Source organism: Nocardia sp. NPDC004582, assembly GCF_053602115.1.
In genome coordinates, this window is record NZ_JBSGCY010000126.1 from 1 (window position 1) to 19,009 (window position 19,009).

General features: G+C 69.0%; 19 protein-coding genes, 1 tRNA gene and 1 pseudogene. 10 read left to right on the plus strand and 11 right to left on the minus strand.

What is annotated here, in order from left to right; translation table 11 throughout:
* The 4 genes and pseudogenes from ACWELJ_RS26970 to gnd all read right to left on the minus strand — a co-directional run.
* Positions 1-248 (minus strand): annotated as a pseudogene (locus tag ACWELJ_RS26970) (DUF5685 family protein); the annotation flags it as partial.
* A gap of 109 nt (positions 249-357) precedes the next feature.
* Entirely contained in the window at positions 358-966 is a 609-nt protein-coding gene (locus ACWELJ_RS26975; protein ID WP_452368933.1) for a TetR/AcrR family transcriptional regulator, read from the minus strand.
* Between the two features lie 130 nt (positions 967-1,096).
* Positions 1,097-2,269, minus strand: a complete 1,173-nt coding sequence (locus tag ACWELJ_RS26980; RefSeq protein ID WP_452368934.1) for a glycoside hydrolase family 3 N-terminal domain-containing protein — start codon at positions 2,267-2,269, stop codon at positions 1,097-1,099.
* A gap of 92 nt (positions 2,270-2,361) precedes the next feature.
* A complete protein-coding gene (gene gnd / locus ACWELJ_RS26985) occupies positions 2,362-3,390 on the minus strand; it encodes a phosphogluconate dehydrogenase (NAD(+)-dependent, decarboxylating) (protein WP_452368935.1) in 1,029 nt (342 codons plus the stop codon).
* A gap of 304 nt (positions 3,391-3,694) precedes the next feature.
* Here gnd and ACWELJ_RS26990 point away from each other — a divergent pair, with 304 nt between their 5' ends.
* Positions 3,695-5,329, plus strand: coding sequence for a VanW family protein (locus tag ACWELJ_RS26990; protein ID WP_452368936.1), 1,635 nt, complete (start codon positions 3,695-3,697; stop codon positions 5,327-5,329).
* Positions 5,330-5,414: 85 nt separating this feature from the next.
* Here ACWELJ_RS26990 and ACWELJ_RS26995 read toward each other — a convergent pair whose 3' ends face one another.
* Positions 5,415-7,241 carry an acyl-CoA dehydrogenase gene (locus tag ACWELJ_RS26995; protein ID WP_452368937.1) on the minus strand — a complete coding sequence of 609 codons (1,827 nt, stop codon included), beginning with the start codon at positions 7,239-7,241 and terminating at the stop codon, positions 5,415-5,417.
* Positions 7,242-7,610: 369 nt separating this feature from the next.
* Here ACWELJ_RS26995 and ACWELJ_RS27000 point away from each other — a divergent pair, with 369 nt between their 5' ends.
* Positions 7,611-8,216, plus strand: coding sequence for an alpha/beta hydrolase family protein (locus tag ACWELJ_RS27000; RefSeq protein ID WP_452368938.1), 606 nt, complete (start codon positions 7,611-7,613; stop codon positions 8,214-8,216).
* Positions 8,217-8,241: 25 nt separating this feature from the next.
* Here the strand turns inward: ACWELJ_RS27000 and ACWELJ_RS27005 are convergent, their stop codons facing one another.
* On the minus strand, positions 8,242-8,814 hold the full coding sequence (locus tag ACWELJ_RS27005; protein ID WP_452368939.1) for a TetR/AcrR family transcriptional regulator: 573 nt from the start codon (positions 8,812-8,814) through the stop codon (positions 8,242-8,244).
* Between the two features lie 78 nt (positions 8,815-8,892).
* On the opposite strand from ACWELJ_RS27005, the gene ACWELJ_RS27010 reads away from it, so the two are divergent.
* Entirely contained in the window at positions 8,893-9,783 is an 891-nt protein-coding gene (locus tag ACWELJ_RS27010; RefSeq protein WP_452368940.1) for an SDR family NAD(P)-dependent oxidoreductase, read from the plus strand.
* A 13-nt stretch (positions 9,784-9,796) separates the two neighbouring features.
* On the opposite strand, the gene ACWELJ_RS27015 is transcribed toward ACWELJ_RS27010, so the two are convergent.
* From ACWELJ_RS27015 to ACWELJ_RS27030, 4 genes are all read right to left on the minus strand, one after another.
* Entirely contained in the window at positions 9,797-10,525 is a 729-nt protein-coding gene (locus ACWELJ_RS27015; RefSeq protein WP_452368941.1) for a class I SAM-dependent methyltransferase, read from the minus strand.
* A gap of 91 nt (positions 10,526-10,616) precedes the next feature.
* Entirely contained in the window at positions 10,617-11,723 is a 1,107-nt protein-coding gene (locus ACWELJ_RS27020) for a DUF4185 domain-containing protein (RefSeq protein WP_452368942.1), read from the minus strand.
* Between the two features lie 156 nt (positions 11,724-11,879).
* Entirely contained in the window at positions 11,880-12,644 is a 765-nt protein-coding gene (locus tag ACWELJ_RS27025; RefSeq protein ID WP_452368943.1) for a crotonase/enoyl-CoA hydratase family protein, read from the minus strand.
* 3 nt (positions 12,645-12,647) lie between these two features.
* A complete protein-coding gene (locus ACWELJ_RS27030; RefSeq protein WP_452368944.1) occupies positions 12,648-13,427 on the minus strand; it encodes an alpha/beta fold hydrolase in 780 nt (259 codons plus the stop codon).
* A 98-nt stretch (positions 13,428-13,525) separates the two neighbouring features.
* On the opposite strand from ACWELJ_RS27030, the gene ACWELJ_RS27035 reads away from it, so the two are divergent.
* From ACWELJ_RS27035 to ACWELJ_RS27050, 4 genes are all read left to right on the plus strand, one after another.
* Entirely contained in the window at positions 13,526-13,750 is a 225-nt protein-coding gene (locus ACWELJ_RS27035) for a hypothetical protein (RefSeq protein WP_452368945.1), read from the plus strand.
* On the plus strand, positions 13,737-14,033 hold the full coding sequence (locus ACWELJ_RS27040) for a hypothetical protein (RefSeq protein ID WP_452368946.1): 297 nt from the start codon (positions 13,737-13,739) through the stop codon (positions 14,031-14,033). The genes ACWELJ_RS27035 and ACWELJ_RS27040 overlap by 14 nt, the downstream gene beginning before the upstream one ends.
* Before the next feature lie 32 nt (positions 14,034-14,065).
* Positions 14,066-14,428, plus strand: coding sequence for a hypothetical protein (locus ACWELJ_RS27045; RefSeq protein ID WP_433669196.1), 363 nt, complete (start codon positions 14,066-14,068; stop codon positions 14,426-14,428).
* Positions 14,429-14,567: 139 nt separating this feature from the next.
* Entirely contained in the window at positions 14,568-15,026 is a 459-nt protein-coding gene (locus ACWELJ_RS27050; RefSeq protein WP_452368947.1) for a hypothetical protein, read from the plus strand.
* A 71-nt stretch (positions 15,027-15,097) separates the two neighbouring features.
* On the opposite strand, the gene ACWELJ_RS27055 is transcribed toward ACWELJ_RS27050, so the two are convergent.
* A tRNA-Gly gene (locus ACWELJ_RS27055) sits at positions 15,098-15,168 on the minus strand.
* 298 nt (positions 15,169-15,466) lie between these two features.
* On the opposite strand from ACWELJ_RS27055, the gene ctaD reads away from it, so the two are divergent.
* The 3 genes from ctaD to ACWELJ_RS27070 all read left to right on the plus strand — a co-directional run.
* A complete protein-coding gene (ctaD, locus tag ACWELJ_RS27060; protein ID WP_452368948.1) occupies positions 15,467-17,218 on the plus strand; it encodes an aa3-type cytochrome oxidase subunit I in 1,752 nt (583 codons plus the stop codon).
* Between the two features lie 15 nt (positions 17,219-17,233).
* Positions 17,234-17,806 (plus strand): dCTP deaminase, encoded by a 573-nt coding sequence (gene dcd, locus ACWELJ_RS27065; RefSeq protein WP_452368949.1) that lies wholly within the window; start codon positions 17,234-17,236, stop codon positions 17,804-17,806.
* 205 nt (positions 17,807-18,011) lie between these two features.
* A partial coding sequence (locus ACWELJ_RS27070) for an Hsp70 family protein (RefSeq protein ID WP_452368950.1) occupies positions 18,012-19,009 on the plus strand: 998 nt, incomplete at its 3' end.

Consider the following 19,009-nt stretch of genomic DNA (forward strand, 5'->3'; position numbering starts at 1 on the left):
ACCACCTCGGCCCGGCGCAGGCCGCGCAAGGCGCACGGACCGGCGGCGGCGCGGGCGGACGGTCGCGATTGCTGTGCCTCGGTGAGGATCTCGAGCACGATGGCGTCGGTATTGGTGGCCGCGCGGGCCAGCTGGCCGTGCCCGTCGCGCAGGCCCAGGCACAGGCCGCACATATGAGCCTGCCACGCCGACGGGTCGATTCCGTGCCGTACGGCGCTGTGCGCGCACGGCTTCAGCAAGCCGAACAAGTTGTCCCCGCTCCCCGGCCCGGTACGGCCGTCCTGCAACACGATCGCAGCGAACTGTGGCAGGCCGAGCGCCGGGACGGCAAGTCCCATGACGCCGGGGCGGCGGGACTCAGGCCGGTTCGGCCTTCTTCTTGCTGCCGGACAGACCGCGCCAGGCCAGATCGTCGAGCAGGTTCACGGCCACGTCCATATCGATCTGCCCGCTGGCGACCCGGTCCGCGATGGCCTCGCCCGCGCCGATCACCGCCACCGACACCACCTCGAAATTGGTGCCCGGCTCGGCGTACTTGGCGCTGGACTCCAGCAGTTTGGCGGTCAGCTCGATGACCCGGTCGCGGCTGTTGGCGATCTCGGTGGCGAAGGGCTGCTGGCCGAGCGCCTGCCGGTAGAGGACCTGCCAGGACAGCCGGTTCTGGTCCACGTAGGCGAGGAACGCCTCGAGGCCCGCGCGCAGCTGTTCGTGCGGGGTGAGCTTGGGGTTGCCGGCGACCGCGACCGCCTCGATGAACCGCGCGCTCTCGCGCAGGATGCAGGCGCGGAAGAGTTCGTCCTTGGAGCCGTAATAGAGGTACAGCATCGGCTTGGAGATCTTCGCCTCGGCGGCGATCGCGTCCATCGAGGTGTCGTGGTAGCCCTTGCGCGAGAAGACCTCCACGGCGGCGTCGAGCATCTGCTGCTCGCGCACCGCGCGAGGAAGCCGTTTCGTTCCGCCTGCCATTCACTCTCCTCGGACCGGACAGTCGGCGCTCATCGCAAGCGCCGAAGCCCTTATCTTACTCCATGGTAAGTTCCGCTAGTGTGAATTGCCGGTGATTCGCCACGCCTCAGCGGCGGCGTCGGGGCCGATCTCAGCAGTGCGGCGCGGAGCCCTTGAACTTTGCCATGCGCAAGACCGAGGCATCCACCTGGGATCCCGGTAAGCGGCCACTGTTCACCGCCGCCACGAGCCGGTCCAGCACCTTCGGCACCGCGTCCGTGGTGATCCACAGGGCATTGTCGGCCCCCGCGATCAGGGCGGCCTCCACCGCGTCCTCGATGGTCATCCGGCTGGTGATCGCGGCCATGCCGCCCAGGTCATCGGTGAAGATGACGCCCTCGAAGGGCGCTGCGCCGTAACCCGTGCCCTGGCGCAGCAGCGCCATCGCCTGCGGGCTGATACTCGCCGGCACGTTCGGGGTGGTCAGACCCGGAACGTCCAGGTGCCCGACCATCACGGCGGCGCCCGAATCCACCAGATTGCGGAACGGCACCAGGTCCGTGGTCTGCATCTGATCCAGCGGCGGCGTGCGCACCGCGCCGGTGTGCGAATCGCCCGAACCCGAGCCGTGACCCGGGAAATGCTTGATCACGCTGCCCAGCCCGGCATCCTTCATCGCCCGGATCTGCGCGCCCGCGTACTGGGTCACCACATCCGGATCGTCGGAGAAGGAGCGGTCGCCGATCACCGAGTCGTCGGGCTGCGCGCTCACATCGGTGTCCGGCGCGAAGTCCACGGTCACGCCCAGCGCCCGCAGCTTCTTCGCGCGGTCCAGGCTGAAGGTGTAGAACTCGTCGGGGCTCATGGTCTGGGCGATCACCCGGGCCGAGGGCGCGGGCCTGATCAGGTCCTTGGCCCGCGAGACCCGGCCGCCCTCCTCGTCGATGGTCACCATGAGCGGGGTCCGCGACGCCTTCTGCACCGTGTCGACCTGATGCTGGGCGAGCATGGCCTTGTCGGTCCAGCTGCCGATGAAGATGCCGCCGATCTGCTCGTTCCGCACCACGTTCTCGGCGTCGGCCTCGCCGGTCACCCCGACGGTCAGCAGCTGCGCGAGCTTCTGCCGCAGGGTGAACTCCGAGAGGTACCCGGCCGCGCAGTCCTGCGGGCCCGCCGCGGTCGTCGACGGCGGCGCGACGGCGCTGCTGCTCGCCGCCGGGCTACCGCTACTGCTCGGCGCGGCGTCGTTGGAGTCCTTCGCGCTCGAACAGGCGGTCAGAGCGAGGGCGGTTACCGCGACAACGATCCCCGGTGCAAGGCGCATGCTTCGACCGTAGTCGCCCCCGCCGAAACCGATGCCAGCGACACCGGGGTGTGCCACCACCGACGCCGGGTATGCCACTGCGCGTGGCGAATTCAGCCCGGCGGCAGCTCATGGTGCCCGCCGAAGGCCTGGCGCATGGCCGACAGCGTCTTGTCGGCGAAGAGGGCCTCGCCGCGGGAGGCGAAGCGCTGGAACAAGGCCGCGGACAGCACCGGGGCGGGCACGCCCTCGTCGATCGCGGCGTCCACGGTCCAGCGGCCCTCGCCGGAGTCCGAGACCCGGCCGCCGAAGGAGTCGAGATTCGGGTCGGCGTACAGCTCGGCCGCGGTGAGGTCGAGCAGCCAGGACGCCACCACCGAACCGCGCCGCCACACCTCGGCCACCTCGGGGATATCGATGTCGTAGCGGTAGTACTCGGGATGTTCGAGCGGCGTGACTTCCGCCGAATGCTCGTCGTCGCGTGCGTTGCCGACATTCGCCTTGTGCAGGATATTGAGGCCTTCGGCATAGGCGGCCATGGCGCCGTATTCGATCCCGTTGTGCACCATCTTCACGAAATGCCCGGCCCCCACCGGGCCGCAGTGCAGATAGCCCTGCTCGGCCTGGGACGGGGCGCCGGTGCGGCCGGGCGTGCGGGGTGCGGCGTCGACGCCCGGGGCGATGGATCGCAGCAGTGGATCCAGGTGCGCGACCGGTTCCGGTTCGCCGCCGATCATCAGGCAGAAGCCGCGGTCGAGGCCGAACACGCCACCCGAGGTGCCGATGTCGATGTAGTGAATCCCCTTGGGCCGCAGCTTGTTCGCGCGGGCGATGTCCTCGTGGTAGCGGCTGTTGCCGCCGTCGATGATGATGTCGCCGGGCGCCAGCAGGTCGGCGACGGTGTCGATGACCGCACCGGTCGCGCCGGCGGGGATCATCACCCACACCACGCGCGGGGTGTCCAGCATGGCCACGAATTTCTGGAGTTCGGTACTGCCCTGGAACTTGTCGCCGAGTTCCCCCGCGAGTTCCTCGATGTGCCCTGGCTTGCGCTCATAACCGACCGCCGTGTGCCCGTCGCGCACGATCCGGCGCACGATATTCGCGCCCATCCGCCCGAGCCCGATCATCCCCAGCTGCATAGGTGTCGCTCCTCCGCCTCTTTCGAGATCAGATGTTGCGTTCGCTATGACGACGATAGCCCTCTCCGGAAACTTTTCCCGATTCGTGAAATGGGTGTGTAACACCCTGGAACCGGTGTCGATAGAACGGGTGGCTCCGTGCTGTTGCCAGACCCCCGACCCGGCAACCGCACGGAGCTCTTTTCGTCCCCAGGTATCGTTGCGGCAGGTTTGCTGAGAGCTGGGGAGATGGTTCGTGTCCGGTGAAATTGCTCGCGTACGCCAATTCTTGACCTCGAAATCCGGGCGACGAGCCGGGATCGCCGTGGGTGTGCTGGTGGTCGCCACGGGGGTCGGGTATCTGGTCGATCTGGCGGTGACGTCCGGAGATCTGCCCCGCGGGACACAGGTCGCCGGAATCGATGTCGGCGGGCTGGACCAGGGTGCCGCGCGGGCACGGCTGGAGCCGGTGCTCGAGCAGCGGGCGACGCGGCCGCTCACCGCCCGCGCCGGGGACGACACCACCGCGGTGGTGCCGCGCACCGCCGGTATCGGCGTCGACTGGGACGGCACCTGGGATCGGGTCGGCGGTCAGCCGGTCAATCCGTTCACCCGCCTGGCGTCCTTCTTCACCACCCGAAACGTCGAGCCCGCGACCGTCGTCGACACCGCGGCCATGGACCGGCAGCTGGCGGCGCTGCGCGCGCACGATCGGGCGCCGGTCGAGGGCGGGATCACCTTCGAGGGCGCCCGGGCGGTCGCCGTCCATCCCGTGCCCGGCCGGACCCTCGACGTCGCGGCCGCCCGCACCGCCCTCACCGAACACTGGGCCGACGGGCCGGTGCTGGACCTGCCCATGGTGGACACCCCGCCGAAGGTGAGCGCCGCCGCCGTCGACCGCACGCTGCAACTGGTCGCGGAACCCGCGGTGCGCGCCCCGATCACGTTCACCGGCCAGGGCGGCGACGCCACCGTGGCGCCCGAGCAGCTCGCCGGCGTCCTCTCCTTCCATCCGGATGATCAAGGCGGACTGAGTCTTTCGATCAACCGGGAGGGCATGATCGCGGTGCTGGCCCCGCAGCTGCGGCCCACCGAGACCCAGCCGCAGGACGCGAGCTTCGACCTGAGCGGCTCCCGGGCCGCCGTGCGGCCCGCCGTGGCCGGACTGCTGGTCGACTGGGACAAGACGCTGGAAGACCTGCCCGGCGTGCTGGCGTCGCCGGGCCTGCGGGTCAAACCGGTGGCCTACCAGCAGATCCAGCCCAAGCTGAGCACCGAGGAGGCGGGCAAGCTGGGCATCAACGAGGTGGTCGGCTCCTTCACCACGGGTGGTTTCAGCGGCCCGTCGGGGGTGAACATCGGCGTGGTCTCGCGCAAGGTGAACGGCGCGCTGGTGCGGCCCGGGGAGACGTTCTCGCTCAACGGCTTCACCGGCCCCCGCGGCGTCGCCGAGGGGTATGTCGAATCCGGCATCATCAACAACGGCCGCCCGGCCAACGCTGTCGGCGGCGGCATCTCCCAGTTCGCCACCACCCTCTACAACGCCGCCTACTTCGCGGGCATGGAGGACGCGGGCCACACCGAGCACAGCTACTACATCTCGCGCTATCCGGCCGCCCGCGAGGCCACCGTCTTCGACGGCGCCATCGACCTGAAGTTCCGCAACAACACCCCGTACGGCGTGATCATCGACGCCACCTCCGACGACTCGAACGTGACCGTCCGCCTGTGGAGCACCAAGACCGTCGAGGTCGAATCGATCACCGGGGATCGCGCCAAATACACCGACCCCCAGACCATCACGCTCCCCGCGGGCAAGGACTGCGTCCCCTCCAGCGGCGGCCGCGGCTTCACCACCTCCGACACCCGCGTCATCCGCGACGCCAAGACGGGCAAGGAGATCTCCCGCAACACCCGCACCGTCAAGTACGACCCGATCCCGGTCGTACAGTGCCGATAACGACCGAAAGCGATGCGGCCCGGAGGAATCCGGGCCGCATCGCTGTGTGCTGGGGGTTCGGGGGCGAAGCCCCCGGGACCCTTCGTCAGAAGGCGGCTTCGTCCAGCTCCATGATGTCGTTGTCCAGGTTGGACAGGACGGTGCGGACCGAGGTCAGCTCGGGCAGCACGTTGCGGGCGAAGAACTGCGCGGTGGCGATCTTGCCTTCGTAGAACTTCTCGGTGGAGCCGTTGTCGAGGGCGTTGATGGCGATCTCGGCCTGCGACAGCAGCAGCCAGCCGATGATCAGGTCGCCGACGGCCAGCAGGAAGCGGACCGAACCCAGGCCGACCTTGTAGAGCTCCTTCGGGTCCTGCTGGGCGCCCATCAGGTGCCCGGTCAGGGTGGCGGCCATGCCCTGGACATCCTCGAGGGCGGTGGCGAGCAGCTTGCGCTCGGCCTTCAGGCGGCCGTTGCCACCCTCGCGCTCGATGAACTTCTGCACCTGGCCGGCCACGTGGGCCAGCGCCACGCCGCGGTCGCGGGCGATCTTGCGGAAGAAGAAGTCCTGCGCCTGGATGGCGGTGGTGCCCTCGTACAGCGAGTCGATCTTGGCGTCGCGGATGTACTGCTCGATCGGGTAGTCCTGCAGGAAGCCGGAGCCACCGAAGGTCTGCAGCGAGTCGGTCAGGTACTGGTAGGCCCGCTCGGAGCCGACGCCCTTGACGATCGGGAGCAGCAGGTCGTTGACGCGGAACGCGGTGTCGGCGTCGGCGCCGGAGACCAGCTCGGCGATGTCGGCGTTCTGGTGTGCGGCGGTGTACAGGTACACGGCGCGCAGGCCCTCGGCGTATGCCTTCTGCATGGCCAGCGAACGACGCACGTCCGGGTGGTGGGTGATGGTGACGCGCGGGGCGGCCTTGTCGGTCATCTGGGTCAGGTCGGCGCCCTGGACACGGGTCTTGGCGTACTCGAGCGCGTTCAGGTAACCGGTCGACAGGGTGGCGATGGCCTTGGTGCCCACCATCATTCGAGCGTTCTCGATGACGTCGAACATCTGTGCGATGCCGTTGTGGATCTCGCCGACCAACCAGCCCTTGGCGGGCACGCCGTGGCCGCCGAAGGTGACCTCACAGGTGGCCGAGACCTTGATGCCCATCTTGTGCTCGACATTGGTGACGAACACGCCGTTGCGCTCACCCATGGTGTCGGTGTCGAAGTCGAAGTGGAACTTCGGCACGTAGAACAGCGACAGACCCTTGGTGCCCGGGCCGGCGCCCTCGGGGCGGGCCAGCACCAGGTGCATGATGTTCTCGAACAGGTCGTCGGAGTCGCCCGAGGTGATGAAGCGCTTGACGCCCTCGATGTGCCAGGAGCCGTCCTCCTGCTGGATCGCCTTGGTGCGGCCGGCGCCGACGTCGGAGCCCGCGTCGGGCTCGGTCAGCACCATGGTGGCGCCCCAGTTACGGTCGGCGATCTTCTGAGCCCACTTCTTCTGCTCTTCGGTGCCGTTGTTGTAGAAGACCTGCGCGAAACCCGCACCGGCGGCGTACATCTGGGCGGGCGGGTTGGAACCCAGCACCATCTCACCCAGGGCCCAGCCGACGACGGAGGGCGCGCCCAGGCCGCCCAGCTCCTCGCGGACCGGAACCTTGGACCAGCCGCCGTCCTCGAGGGCGCGGTAGGACTTCTTGAAGGACTCGGGGAGCTTGACCGTGTGGGTCTCGGGGTCGAAGACCGGCGGGTTGCGGTCGCCGTCGACGAAGGAGTCGGCCAGCGGGCCCTCGGCCAGGCGGCGGACCTCGTTCAGCATCTCCTTGACGGTGTCGGCGTCGAGGTCGCCGTAGGCGCCCGCGTCGAGCAGCTTCTGGATGCCGAGGAACTCGAAGAGGTTGAACTCGAGGTCGCGGACATTGCTCTTGTAGTGACCCATGGTCGTACTCACTCTCCATTGAGATGGGTGCGGTTCGGTGTGTGCCGTTCCCGCCCGTAAGGTCTCCACCGGGTAGACACCGTAAAGCAGCGCTACTAGCGGGTAACTTATGCGCCATGTTACCGACCGGTAGGGGGCCCGCCAACCCGATCGAGGCGGAATGTGACCGAAAGCACGCGGGTAACCGGGGGCAGGGGTTCCGTTGGGTCCGTGGGGATCCCGTCGTCGCAGGTGAAAGCCTTGCGGGTGATCGATGCGGACGGGATGTGAGGCCCACGGCACAGTCGGTTCCGAGTGGGCGGGCAACCCTCGCGCACACCGCCGGTGTGCCGCGCGAAACCGGCCCGTGACGGTGGTTACGGTGCGTATATGCGGATCGAGACGAGCGCCGGACCGGCGGAGGTGGAGCTCGCCGAGCCCGGGCGGAACAAGCCCGGATTCCTGCTGGTGCTCACCCACGGCGCCGGCGGCGGGGTCGATGCGAAAGATTTGCTGGCCGTGCGGGATTCGGCCGTCGCGCTGGGCGGTGCGGTGGCGCTGGTGACCCAGCCATATCGGGTCGCCGGGCGGCGCGCGCCCGGCAAGGCCGACGCGCAGGACGCGGCGTGGCTGGAAATCATCGCGGCCCTGCGGAAGAAGATCCGGGGCGCGCCGCTGGTCCAGGGCGGGCGGAGCAATGGCGCTCGGGTGGCGTGCCGGACCGCGCGCGCGGCCGGGGCGCGCGGTGTGGTCGCGCTGTCGTTCCCGCTGCATCCGCCGGGGAAGCCCGAGAAGTCGCGGCGTGCGGAACTGCTGGAAGCCGGCGAGATCGAGGTCGTCGTGGTCAACGGCGCGCGCGACCCCTTCGGAATTCCCGATGCCGCCGATGCGGCCGAGGTGCATGTCATTGCGGGACAGGCGCATTCGTATCGCGCCGGGTTCGAGGAGATCGTCGCGGCGATCGAACCGTGGCTGGAGCGCTGGTCCGCGAACTGAGCGGCGGCGCGGGCGACCCCGGGTCTCAGCGGGCTGTGCTCAGGTAGGCGAGCAGGTCGTCGACCAGGTCGGTCGGCGTCGCGTGCCCCTTGCCGTTCGCGTCCAGGTGACCGGAGGAGGCGAGGTCGGCGGCTCCGTGGGCCAGCGCGCGGACCAGGGAGGCCATGCGTTCGGTATCGCCGCCGGGCAGGCTGCCCGCGTCCTGGGCCAGCCCGACCAGGGCGATCAGCGCGTTCTGGGCGTTGCGGCCGGTCTCGGCGAGTTCGGGGGTCTCGTCGGCCCAGTGGCCGAAGACCAGCTTGAAACGGGCGGGGTGTTCCAGGGCCCATGCGATGTAGCCGTGCAGCACCCCGCGCAGCATCTCGACCGGCTCCGGGCGCTCCTGCACGATGCGCGCGAAATCGGCTGAGCGCTCGGACAATTCGCGCGCGGCGACCGCCGCGAGCAGTGCGTCCTTGTTGGCGAAGTGTTTGTAGGGCGCGTTGTGCGAGACGCCCGCGCCGCTGCCGACCTCGCGCAGCGTGACCGCCTCGACCCCGCCGGCGTCGAGCAGGCGCAGGGCGGAATCGAGCAGCACGGTGCGGGTGGACGGCGGCATCGGTCCATCGTAGTCAGCGGTTGACAGCGTCAACCAGCGCGCTTAGGTTGACAATGTCAACCTCTGAGGGGAGCGGGTATGGACCGGGGAACAACGGCCGTCGTCACCGGCGCGACGAACGGCATCGGGGAAGCGATCGCGCGGCAGCTCGCCGCGGCGGGCGCGGAGGTGGTGCTGGTCGGGCGGGACCCGGGCCGGTTGCGCGCCGCCCGGGAACGGATCCGGGCCGCGGTGCCCGACGCCGTGCTGCGGGACGAACTCGCCGATCTCGCGCTGGTCGCGGACGTGCGCGCGCTCGCGGATCGCCTGCGGGACAGCCGAATCGACATCCTGATCAGCAATGCCGCGGTAGTCGCGGATATCGCGGACCGCACCGTCGAGGGCCTGCAGCCGACCCTGGCCACCAATCACCTCGCGCCGTACCTGCTGCTGCGCACCCTCGGCGAGAACCTCGCCGACACAGGACGATCCGCGCGTCTGGTGGTGGTCGGCGCGTCACCGGCGGCCCTGCGCGCGGTGCCCGCCGATCTCGACGACCTGGGCTTCACGAATCCGCGCGCGCTCGGATTCCCGCCCAGCTTCCGGCCTTTCGTGGCCTACGGGCGCACCAAGAACATGAACGCGATGTTCGTCTACAGCCTGGCCGAGCGGCTCGCGGGCAGCGGCGTGACCGTCAACGGCGCGCATCCGGGGATCATCCGGCACACCGGGCTGGGCCGGGACTCCGCGCGCGGGCTGCTGCGGGTCTTCGGCTGGTCGCAGTGGGTCAATCCGCTGCTGCCCGGTCCCGACGCCGGGGCCGATACGCCGGTCTGGCTGGCCACCGCGCCCGAACTCGAGGGCGTGTCCGGTCGATTCTTCGTGCGCCGCAAGGATGTCGCGACCGCCGCGCACACCACCGATCCGGCCCGCCGCACGCGGCTGTGGGACGAGAGCGCACGGCTCACGGGACTGACGGTCGACCGCTGACGGGGCGCGACCGTCAGAACATGTCCAGCGCCGGGGGCTGGGGGACCTCGAGGGCGCGCGGCGCGTCCGGGACCTCGACCGCCGGACGGGTGGCGACCACCAGGGCGTCGATGGCGTCGCGGTCCTCGGTGGGCCGGTGCACGCGGTCGGCGATCTGGACCCGAATGGCCGGTTCGGCGGGGGCGAGATCGGCGAGGATGTCGGCCGGGGTGAAGGTGAGGGCCGGATCCTGTTCGCCGCCATAGCCTTCGGCCAGATTGAGGGTGTCATTGCCGATGACCAGCAGGGTGCCCTCGGGCGAGAGCATCCCGGCCGCGCGCAGCAGCAGCCGCCGACGGTCCTCGGGCGGCAGGTGCAGGAAGGCGACCAGGATCAGTTCGTAGGGGCCGGTGATGCCCGCGCGGTCCAGGTCGGTGACATTGGCGTGCACCCAGTGGATGCGCCCGCGCACCGAGCGGGAGAGCCGGGCGGCGACAGTGCGGCCCTTGTCGATGCCGGTCTGGGAGAAGTCGACGGCGTCCACCTGCCAGCCGTGGGTGGCGAGCCAGAGCGCGTTGCGTCCCTCGCCGCAGCCCAGGTCCAGCGCCCGCGGCAGTTCGGGGCGGGCCTCGCCGATCCCGTACCCGCCGACCGGCACCCGGCGCTCCAGCCCGAAGACCTGCTCGACCACCGTGGCGTTCGGGGGCGCGCCCCACACCAGTTCGGTGGCGGCGTAGTGCTCGTCCCATGCGGCGGCGTCCATGGGAACGAGTCTAGAAGTTGTGCGCGCGCACGAAGCCGCCCGCGAGACATGGCGTTCGCGGGCGGCGATCGAGCGGGGTTCCCGGGGGCTTCTACAACGTCGTGTGCATCAGCAGCACGTTGTACTGGCTGTGGACCGTCGTGAGGAAGTACAGGTCACGCCCGGTCTGGTACGGGAAGATGTAGGGCGCGTACGCGGTCGGGAGTTCGCGGGTGTCGATGAGCACCGACGGCGGGCTCCACGGCCCTTCCGGGCTGGGCGCGGTGTACATGACCACCGAGTTCCACGGGTCCGTGGTGAGCATGATGTATTGCCCCAGGTAGTCGTTCCACTGCACCGACATCTCGGAGACGCCGCCGCCCACCACCGGCTGCGCGGCGTTCACGTCCTTCTGCCACTTGCCGCCGTCCCAGTACTCGTAGGCGCCGAGGTCGGTGGCGGCGTCTTCCGGGACGCGGGCCACGTAGGCCGGGTGATTGCGCCCGGAGTCGGTGCCGAAGTCGTAGAGGAAGCCGCCGCGCTTGACGAAGGCGTTCATCTGGAAGTTGGAGTTGCCGCCGTCGTCGGCGCGGCGGGTGGCGGGCAGTTCCACCCAGTTCTCGCCGTTGTCGCCGGAGACCGCGAGGCTCGAGTAATTGGTGGTCCACTGGCCGACGTCGTCCCAGCTCTTCACCGACATCAGGCTCATGATCTGGGTGCCGCCGACCGAGATGGCGGCGGTGGGGATGCGGCTGATCTCGATGAAGGGGATCTTCGGGCTGGGGATCAGGTCGCGGGCCTGGCCGAAGATGTCGCGCACCACGGAGTCGAAGTAGATGCCGTTGGACGGGTTCTGGGTGTGCGAGCGGACCAGGATGTTGGAGCGCCAGGCCCAGGTGCTGCCGACCAGCAGGTTCGGCAGGCCCAGGCCGGCGGTGTCACCGAAGGCGGTGAGCAGTTCGCCATTGCCGTTGTCCCACATGATGCCCAGGTCGGTGCCGAGCACGTTGTAGGCCTGGGTGTTGTTGGGGCTCGCCATGCCGGTGACCTGGAAGACCGCCTTGGTGCGGCCGGGCAGCTGTGGCAAACCGTTGGTTCCGTTGAGCACCGGAATCGGATTGATGGCATTGGGGTTGGCTGCGGCCGGTGTAGTCATCGCCAGGAGCAAGGCCGTGGCACCGGCCACGGCGGACAGCAGCAGCGGAGCGGTCTTGGTCAATTGCGTGCGTCCTCCGGGTCTCGCCGAATAATGCGCGGACCACACGGTATGTGACGGGCCGCACAAGTCGTTCGACTCGTTGGCAAAGTGTGAAAATGCTAACAGTGATCGCGAGCCGATCGGGATTGCACGCCAGTGTGTTTGCCGTGAATTGGCTTACTTTCCATTCCTATCACGTCCGAGGGCCTGTCGAACGATAAGCGGCAGCTGGGTGGCGCGCTCGATGGACAGGGTCCGGCGCACCGAGGTTTGCCAGGTGCGGTCGAACAATTTCTTGGCGGCGGCCACCGCGTGCGGGGAGCGCGCCGCGATCCGGTCGGCCAGTTTCTCGGCGGCCGCGAGCGGGTCCGCGGACACTTCGGTGACCAGTCCGATGCGCGCGGCGTAGGCGGCGTCGACCGGGTCGGCCGTCATGGTCAGCAGCAGCGCCTGATCGATGCCGATGAGCCGTGACAGGGTGGCCGCACCGCTCATGTCCGGGATCAGTCCGTGCTTGGCCTCCATGACCGAGAACTCCGAATCCGGTGTGACGAAACGGAAGTCGGCGGCCAGCGCCAGCTGCAGTCCGCCGCCGTAGCAGCGACCGTGCACCACCGCGATCACCGGCTGCGGCAGCCGCCGCCACGCCCAGCACGCCTCCTGGAAGGTGTTGGTGCCGCGCCACGGCAGCGGGATGAAGTTGCGCACCACGTCCAGCGGGTCGCTCATCGCCTTGGCCACGTCCAGCCCGGAGCTGAAGCTGGGCCCGTTGCCGGACAGGATGACCGCGCGCACGTCCGCGCGCTTGCCGATTACGCCCGCCACCCGGACCAGCTCGTTCAGCATCTCGATGGTCAGGCCGTTGTGCTTGTCCGGCCGGTCCAGGGCCACGTACGCCCGGTCGCCGTCGATGGTCAGGGAAACGTTGTGGCTCACGGTCATTCCTTATCCGAGCTGGTCCAGGAGCAGTCGCGCACAGCCGGCCGGATCGTCGGAGAACGGCGTGTGGCCGCTGCCGTGCAGGGTGACGTGCCGCGCACCGGGCAGCAGCGTGCGGGCGCGGCGGGCCTGGGTGGCGTACGTGAGCAGAATGTCACGATTGCCCCAGGCGATGGTGACGGGGACGCCGGCCAGGGCGGCCGGGTCGGGGAGCCGGAAGTCCGTGAAGGAGGCCAGCGCGGCGTCGAAGCCCGCCGCGCCGAGCAGACCCTCGACCGTCTCCAACGACATCCGGGTGTCGAGCTGCCAGGGCTTGCCGAACACCAGGCCGAGGGTGGCGGACCGGCCCACGGTGTTGCCGAGCAGCGCGGGCACGGCCGGGCGCGCCGCGGTGAGCAGCTGTTTCGCCCGCCCGAGCGCCTGCTGGCACCAGATCCGGCCGGAGGTGTCCCAGAAGCCGATGGGGGAGAAAGCGGTGGCCGAGCGGGCCAGGCCGCGCGCGGCCAAGTCCAGGACGATGCCGCCGCCCATGGAATTGCCCGCCAGATGGGGATGCTCGATCCCCTCGGCGGTGAGGAATTCGGCGAGCGTGTCGGCGAGGGTGGTGACGGTGGTGTCGGCGAGTGGCTCGCTGCCGCCGAAGCCGGGCAGGTCCACCGCGATCACATCGAAGGATTCGGCCAGCGTGCCGATGATCGGCTCCCACACCTCCCAGCGGCTGCCGACGCCGTGCACCAGCACGAGCGGCTCGCCGCTGCCGGTCCGGTAATGGTTCAAGGTGGTCATCTGTCACTCCCGTGGCCGCGATCGCTGATGCCACCCTACAGTTGTTGACGTGTCGCCAACAGGCTGGAAAGCGGGCCCCCGGCGGTACGATAAAAGGTATGGCAACCCGGAAAGTGACCCTGTCGCTGGACGAGGCCGCCTGGTCCTATGCCCAGGACGCCGCCGCCCGCGCGGGCATGTCGCCGTCGGCGTGGATCTCCCGCGCCGCGCGCCGCGAAGCCGTGCGGCTGGGGTGCGGCCCGGCAGCCGATCCGGTCGACCTCGCCGCCGCCGACGAGGCGGAAATGCTGGCCGCCGAGAAGGAGCTGCGTGCGCAGGGGTGAACTCTGGGTCTACCACCCGCACGGCACCAGCCGCACCCGCACCATCGTTCTCATCTCCAGCGACGGCATCAACGAGTCGCCGCGGCCCTGGCTGATCGCGGCCGAGGTCGAGGCCGCCGATCCGCAGGACATCCTCGCGGTGCCGATTCCCGGCCACGGCTGGGTGCACGCCGGCAATCTGGGCCGCATCTATCGCGGCTGGCTGGCCGAGCGCATCGCCGAGGTGGACGGTGAGACGGCCGAGCGAATCGACACAGCGCTGCGCGCCGCGATGGATCTGTGAGAAGGTGCCAGGCGTATTTCTCCCATCGAATCATGAGAGTCGAGGCACCGGTGCGTCTTTCTCTGAGCGGCACAGGCCTGATGGCTGCCGCGCTCGTCGCCCTTCCCCTGCTGGCCGGTTGCGGCGGCGGCGACAAGCCCGCCGACGTCAGCCAGGCGGACGTCTCCAAGGCGCTGCAGGACGGTGGCCTCAAGGACGCCAAGCTCGCCGATTGCGCCGCCAAAGTCTATGTGGATCAGGGTATTTCGCAGGACGGCCTGCGCATCATGATCAAGAACGACGCCAAGTCGGCGGCCGCCACCGATCCGGAGTCGCTCGGCATGAGCAAGGAGGACGCGGAGAAGGCGCGCACCGCCACCAACAAGATCGTGACCGACTGCCTCAAGCAGCAGTAGCGGGTTCGTCCCCGGCGGCTCCGGCCGCCAGGGGCCTTGGCGGCCTGCGGTTTTCGCGCCGCCCTTGTTAACTCTCCGGTGCCGGTGTGCAATTTCTGAATCGACCGGGATCGACCCGGCATCCGGGAGGGATCACACCATGCGGAAATCCGTCGTCGTGGTGGCGCTGCTCGCGCTGCCCCTACTGTCCGCCTGCGCCAACAGTCAGCAGGCGGCCACGCCCACGCCTACGCCCGCGGGTGTGCCGACGTCCGTCGCGCCGACCAGTGGGTCCGGCCTGCCCACCACCCTCCCCTCCGGCCTGCCCGCGCTCCCGTCCGGGGTGAGCCTCCCGGCCTCGATTCCGGCCTCACCGGCGGTCGGCGCGCTGACCGCGGCGGAGATCTCGAAAGCCTTGCAGGACAAGGGCAAACTCAGCCAGCAGACCGCCGACTGCGTGGCCGGGATCTACATCCAGGAAGGCCTGTCGGACAGCGGCATCCAGAAGATCATCGAGAGCGCCAACGGCGCCAACCCCACCAAGGTGAACCTCGGCACCGAGGATCTGCTCAAGGCGGGCAAGGCCGGCAAGCGGATCGCCACCGAATGCACCAAGTAGGCACCGAATGCATCGAGTAGGCCGCTGACATGCGAAAAGCCCCGCCCGATTCGGGCGGGGCTTTTCGTCGGAGCCGGTGACGGGAATCGAACCCGCAATTCGACCTTGGGAAGGTAGCGTGTTGCCACTACACCACACCGGCACGGTCTTGCTTGCGCACGCGACTCTATCAGACCACTTCTCCGCCGGTGCAAATTCGCGGTCCGCGCCGGCGGGGTTCCGGGCCTGTGGAGGTGTGGGGCCCAGCCCCCGCTGATCACCCGTGTCGGCGCGACGCGCCGTAGATCGCGAAGCTCTTTCGCCGAAGCGCCGGGTTCGGTCGGTGACCGGTCCTACACTGACCCGCAGGGTCGAAAACCCGTCCACCACTGGAAGTTTGGATGCGCTGAACGTTAGCTGGCGCTGGTTCGGTGCTCCTGCTCGGCGGTCGAGGAGGACGTATGACCGCGGTGCCCGCTCGTGAGGTTCCCGAGCTCGAACCCGTGCGGCCGTTTCCACGCCGAACCGGCCCGCAGGGCTCGTATCTGTGGAAGGCCATCACCACCACCGATCCCAAGCTGCTCGGGAACATGTACCTGTTCACGGCCATGGCGTTCTTCCTGATCGGCGGCCTGATGGCGCTGCTGATGCGGGCCGAGCTGGCCCGGCCGGGCATGCAGTTCCTGACGCCGGAACAGTTCAACCAGCTGTTCACCATGCACGGCACCATCATGCTGCTGTTCTACGCGACCCCGATCGTGTTCGGCTTCGCCAACGCGGTGCTGCCGCTGCAGATCGGCGCACCGGATGTGGCGTTCCCGCGGCTCAACGCGCTCAGCTACTGGCTGTACCTGTTCGGGGCGCTGATGGCCACGGCCGGATTCATCACCCCGGGCGGCGCGGCCGACTTCGGCTGGACCGCCTACACCCCGCTCAGCCTGGCCGAACACGCGCCGGGCATGGGCGCGGACCTGTGGATCATGGGCGTGGCGGTGTCCGGCGTGGGCACCATCCTGGGCGGCGTCAATATGGTCACCACCATCGTGTGCCTGCGCTGCCCGGGCATGACCATGTGGCGGATGCCGATCTTCACCTGGAACATCCTGGTCACCAGTGTGCTTGTGCTGCTGGCGTTTCCGATTCTGACCGCCGCGCTGATGGGGCTGGAGTTCGATCGGCACCTGGGCGGGCACGTCTTCGACTCGGCCAATGGCGGGGCCATTCTCTACCAGCATCTGTTCTGGTTCTTCGGGCATCCCGAGGTCTATATCGTGGCGCTGCCGTTCTTCGGGATCGTGACCGAGATCTTCCCGGTGTTCAGCCGCAAGCCGCTGTTCGGCTACACCACCCTGGTGTACGCGACGCTGGCCATCGGCGCGCTGTCGATCGCGGTGTGGGCGCACCACATGTACGCGACGGGTTCGGTGCTGCTGCCGTTCTTCTCGTTCATGACGTTCCTGATCGCGGTGCCGACGGGGGTGAAGTTCTTCAACTGGATCGGCACCATGTGGCGCGGCCAGCTGACCTTCGAGACGCCCATGCTGTTCTCGGTCGGCTTCCTGGTGACCTTCCTGTTCGGCGGGCTGTCCGGCGTCATCCTGGCCTCGCCGCCGCTGGACTTCCACGTGTCGGACTCGTATTTCGTTGTGGCGCACTTCCATTACGTGCTGTTCGGGACCATCGTGTTCGCGACCTTCGCGGGCATCTACTTCTGGTTCCCCAAGATGACCGGCCGCCTGCTCGACGAGCGGCTCGGCAAGCTGCACTTCTGGACCACGTTCCTCGGCTTCCACACCACTTTCCTGGTCCAGCACTGGCTGGGGAACCAGGGCATGCCGCGCCGCTACGCGGACTATCTGCCCAGTGACGGGTTCACCACGCTCAACACGATCTCCACCGTCGGCTCGTTCATCCTCGGGCTCTCGATGGTCACCTTCGTCTGGAACGTCTTCAAGTCCTACCGCTACGGCGAACTGGCCACCGTGGACGACCCGTGGGGTTACGGCAACTCGCTGGAATGGGCCACCACCTGCCCACCGCCCCGGCACAACTTCTACGAGCTGCCCCGCATCCGCTCCGAGCGCCCCGCCTTCGAACTGCACTATCCGCACATGGTGCCGCGCATGCGCGCGGAAGCCCACGCCACCTGGGGTCTGCGCAAGCCGAAGCAGGTCATCGAGGCCGGGCCAGTCGACTCGCCGACCGATCATTGACATACGCTCTTGCCCGTGCTGCTTTCAGATCGCGACATCCGCAAGGAAATCGCCAATGGACGTCTCGGCCTCGAGCCGTTCGACGAGAAGCTGGTGCAGCCGTCGAGCATCGATGTGCGGCTGGACAGTTTGTTCCGGGTGTTCAACAACACCCGCTACACCCATATCGACCCGGCGCAGCGGCAGGACGAGCTGACCTCGCTGGTCGAGCCCGCCGCGGGCGAGCCGTTCGTGCTGCATCCGGGTGAGTTCGTGCTCGGCTCCACGCTCGAGGTGTGCTCGCTGCCCGACGATCTGGCCGGGCGGCTGGAGGGCAAGTCCAGCCTGGGCCGGCTCGGACTGCTGACCCACTCGACCGCCGGGTTCATCGATCCGGGTTTCAGCGGGCACATCACCCTGGAGCTGTCGAACGTCGCCAATCTGCCGATCACCCTGTGGCCGGGGATGAAGATCGGGCAGTTGTGCCTGTTCCGGCTGACCAGCCCGGCCGAGCACCCGTACGGCAGCGCCACCGTGGGCTCCAAGTACCAGGGTCAGCGCGGGCCGACGCCGTCGAAGGCCTACCTGAACTTCGCCTCCCAGCAGTGAGCCGGCGGACCCGGCGCGCGTGAGTTGCGTTACGGGCTAGCCGGTTCGGTCGCGCGTCCGGCGGAAATCGGCCGCTGCCTGGACAGTTGACCGTCATGGAATGGCGCTATTACGCCGCCCGATGGGCGGGTTCGCCGGGTGTACGGATGGCCCGGCACGTCGTAAGGTGGCGACGACAGGTAGGTGTGAACGAGATGGGCTGGCGATGAGTTCGGTGCTGGGAGTGTCGGTGGGGGCGGGCGCGGTTCGCGTCGCACGTCCGTACGCCGGTGATTCCGCCGAGCCCACCAGGAGTTTCGCCGCCTCGGCCGCGCCCGGATACGGCCGGGCCCGCAGCGGATTCGACGGTCCCCCCGACGCGTTCGACGTGCAGGCCGTGCCGGTCGGCGAACGCCGGGTCGACGAGCTGGTCGCCGACGCGGTCGGAGCGGTGCTGGCCGCCGACTCCCGGATCAGCGCCACCGCCATCGCCTATCGCGACGAGAACCACGCGCGCGCCATCCGCGCCGAGCTGGCCCGGCGGCAGTTCACCAACTACGAGCTGGTGCCGGATGTGGTGGCGGCCCTGGAGTTCCTCGAATACTCCGGTGAGCTACGGCCCCACCTCCCTGGGCCGGATTTCGGCACCGTCGCGCTCTACGACCTGGGCGCGTCCGGCCTGTCCGTGACGGTGGTCGATATCGGCACCCGCCAGGTCTGCTTCACCGAACGCACCAGCGATATCAGCGGCGACTATCTGGACGCGCTCATCCGCGAACAGCAGATCGCGTCCGGGCGCATCGCCCATCCGCCGGACCACACCGGCCTCACCGCCCTCGACAAGCTGTGCCGCGAGGCCAAGGAACAGCTCTCCGCCAGCAGCGCGGTGGCCCTGCCCTCCACCGAGGGCCTGGTCCTGTTGTCGCAGGAGAACTTCGAGGCCCTCATCATGCTGGCCGTCGAATCCTCCGCGCGCATGACCCGCGATGTCATCCTGCGCTCCGAGCAGCCCGTGCAGGCCGTCGCCCTGCTCGGCGGCTGCGCCCAGATTCCGCTGGTGGCAAGGGTTCTGCGGCGCTGGCTGGGCGTCCCGGTGATCGTGCCCGCCGCCCCCGAGACCGTGGTGACCCGCGGCGCCGCCATGCTGGCCCGCCCGGTCATGTCGCGCCCGGCGCCCGCCCCGTTCCCGGCCGCGCCCCGCGAGGAGATCGCGCCGCGGCCCGC

What these genes read in the sequence shown, in the direction of transcription:
- ACWELJ_RS27015 (WP_452368941.1), bottom strand. Translation starts at nt 10,525, where the DNA reads ATGGACGCCGCCGCATGGGACGAGCACTACGCCGCCACCGAACTGGTG.
- ACWELJ_RS27005 (WP_452368939.1), bottom strand. Translation starts at nt 8,814, where the DNA reads ATGCCGCCGTCCACCCGCACCGTGCTGCTCGATTCCGCCCTGCGCCTG.
- ctaD (WP_452368948.1), top strand. Translation starts at nt 15,467, where the DNA reads ATGACCGCGGTGCCCGCTCGTGAGGTTCCCGAGCTCGAACCCGTGCGG.
- ACWELJ_RS27025 (WP_452368943.1), bottom strand. Translation starts at nt 12,644, where the DNA reads ATGACCGTGAGCCACAACGTTTCCCTGACCATCGACGGCGACCGGGCG.
- ACWELJ_RS27045 (WP_433669196.1), top strand. Translation starts at nt 14,066, where the DNA reads ATGAGAGTCGAGGCACCGGTGCGTCTTTCTCTGAGCGGCACAGGCCTG.
- ACWELJ_RS26980 (WP_452368934.1), bottom strand. Translation starts at nt 2,269, where the DNA reads ATGCGCCTTGCACCGGGGATCGTTGTCGCGGTAACCGCCCTCGCTCTG.
- ACWELJ_RS27035 (WP_452368945.1), top strand. Translation starts at nt 13,526, where the DNA reads ATGGCAACCCGGAAAGTGACCCTGTCGCTGGACGAGGCCGCCTGGTCC.
- ACWELJ_RS27030 (WP_452368944.1), bottom strand. Translation starts at nt 13,427, where the DNA reads ATGACCACCTTGAACCATTACCGGACCGGCAGCGGCGAGCCGCTCGTG.
- gnd (WP_452368935.1), bottom strand. Translation starts at nt 3,390, where the DNA reads ATGCAGCTGGGGATGATCGGGCTCGGGCGGATGGGCGCGAATATCGTG.
- ACWELJ_RS26975 (WP_452368933.1), bottom strand. Translation starts at nt 966, where the DNA reads ATGGCAGGCGGAACGAAACGGCTTCCTCGCGCGGTGCGCGAGCAGCAG.
- ACWELJ_RS27050 (WP_452368947.1), top strand. Translation starts at nt 14,568, where the DNA reads ATGCGGAAATCCGTCGTCGTGGTGGCGCTGCTCGCGCTGCCCCTACTG.
- ACWELJ_RS27010 (WP_452368940.1), top strand. Translation starts at nt 8,893, where the DNA reads ATGGACCGGGGAACAACGGCCGTCGTCACCGGCGCGACGAACGGCATC.
- ACWELJ_RS27000 (WP_452368938.1), top strand. Translation starts at nt 7,611, where the DNA reads ATGCGGATCGAGACGAGCGCCGGACCGGCGGAGGTGGAGCTCGCCGAG.
- ACWELJ_RS26995 (WP_452368937.1), bottom strand. Translation starts at nt 7,241, where the DNA reads ATGGGTCACTACAAGAGCAATGTCCGCGACCTCGAGTTCAACCTCTTC.